Raw genomic sequence first — 1,399 nt, 5'->3', positions numbered from 1 at the left:
GCACATGAATGCACCAGCTGTAATCCTCCGGCTGGATAAAGGGGGCGCAGACCGGTTGGAGCGCCTCTGCTGGGTCCACCTCAAAGCGAGAGATAAAGTCAAGGTAGTGGGCTTGGATCAGGGGCAGAAAGGTGTCCAGCAGCTCGGTGTTCAGCCGCAGGTCCTCTGTCAGCATCCGAAAGAATGAACCGCCTGTTGTGGGTTCAATTCTGAAAGAGTAGAGGTAGTCATCTCCCTGCTTTATGATACAGCTGAAGCCCACCTCCACATTCCCATGGCCGATTTCGTAGTCTATGTAGTTGTAGCGGCTCCGGTCAAACCAGATCTGATAGGTCAGCCCGTTTTTCATTTTCTTTTTGAAGTCGCCCTTTTTCAGACGCTTCCAGCCCTTTTCCTCCAGGCCCAGGCCGTTCCACAGGTAGTCCAGAAGTTCCTGAATTATATCTGCCGGCCGTTTTTGTTCCACGGTCTCCACCCCCTGACGAATTCTCTTTAATAGTCAAGCAGGATAGGCACCTGCTGCTCCTCGGCAAACCGCATGGCCCGCCAGAACATGGAGAAGGCAAACTTGGCAAGGGATTGAGTGTCATACTGGGTGTGTTCCGGGATGTCTGCCTTGCTGTACTGTCCATCTGAGTCTACGGTTCCGTCTACCGGGTATCCCTCCGTGTCTGCCCAGCCAAGGATAGTGTCCTCATCGGCCTGCCACGCCAGCTGGTTCAGCTTTTCCAGCTCCTTCCGCAGTCCGCCCAAGGTGGCGATAGCGGCGGTGTCATCGGTAGGCAAGGACCCTTGGAACAGAAAGTTGTCAGAAAGAGGGAGCCACCAGGTAGCCCCACGAAACAGGGACCACACCCGCTCCTCATCTGATGCAAGGCGGGCGACCAGAGGATGCTCCCCGAAGATCCAGTCCTTCTCCACGGTGGAAGGCACCGGTTCCTCGTATGTACGACAGGCGGCCACCAGCAGCATAGCGCCGAAGGCATCCCAATCCGGCTTGTCGGTGTAATAAGGTTTCTCATTATCTTCAAGCCAGGGAGCGTAGGGGGGCTGGCCCGGCTGAGAAATGGCGCTCAAGATCTGATCCCGCCAGTTCTCCACCGCCGCCTGGACCTCAGCCGGGGACATTTCTTCCTCGTTATCAGCAGGTTCCCCGTCCGGGGTGATGCGGTTGAAAGAGTATCCGTTTTCCTCCGCCCACTGCTGAACAACAGTTTTCCAGTTGTGAGAATAGTACCGGGTCAGCGGCCCGGCGTAAATATCAAGTCCCATAGCAATGTCTCCTTTTCTGTTATGCAGTCATTCTTTTGCTGGAGCGAACATCTGGTCAATCTTCTCCAGATCGTATTCCAAAATCCAGTCATGAAATTGATGATAGAGAGGCAATAGCAGCTTCTGT

At 54.6% G+C, this 1,399-nt stretch carries 2 protein-coding genes and 1 pseudogene; all 3 read right to left on the bottom strand.

Features of this window, described 5'->3' with window-relative positions; translation table 11 throughout:
* Nucleotides 1–466, bottom strand: a pseudogene (locus FGS84_RS30600) (spondin); the annotation flags it as partial.
* 26 nt (nt 467–492) lie between these two features.
* A complete protein-coding gene (locus FGS84_RS30595) occupies nt 493–1,272 on the bottom strand; it encodes a hypothetical protein (RefSeq protein ID WP_006773003.1) in 780 nt (259 codons plus the stop codon).
* Between the two features lie 27 nt (nt 1,273–1,299).
* Nucleotides 1,300–1,392, bottom strand: coding sequence for a DUF3885 domain-containing protein (locus FGS84_RS30590; protein ID WP_279232867.1), 93 nt, complete (start codon nt 1,390–1,392; stop codon nt 1,300–1,302).
* Nucleotides 1,393–1,399 lie beyond the last annotated feature (7 nt).

It is taken from the genome of Clostridium sp. 1001271st1 H5 (genome assembly GCF_005845215.1).
GTDB lineage: Bacteria > Bacillota > Clostridia > Lachnospirales > Lachnospiraceae > Enterocloster.
This window is presented reverse-complemented; position numbering and strand designations above follow the sequence as displayed.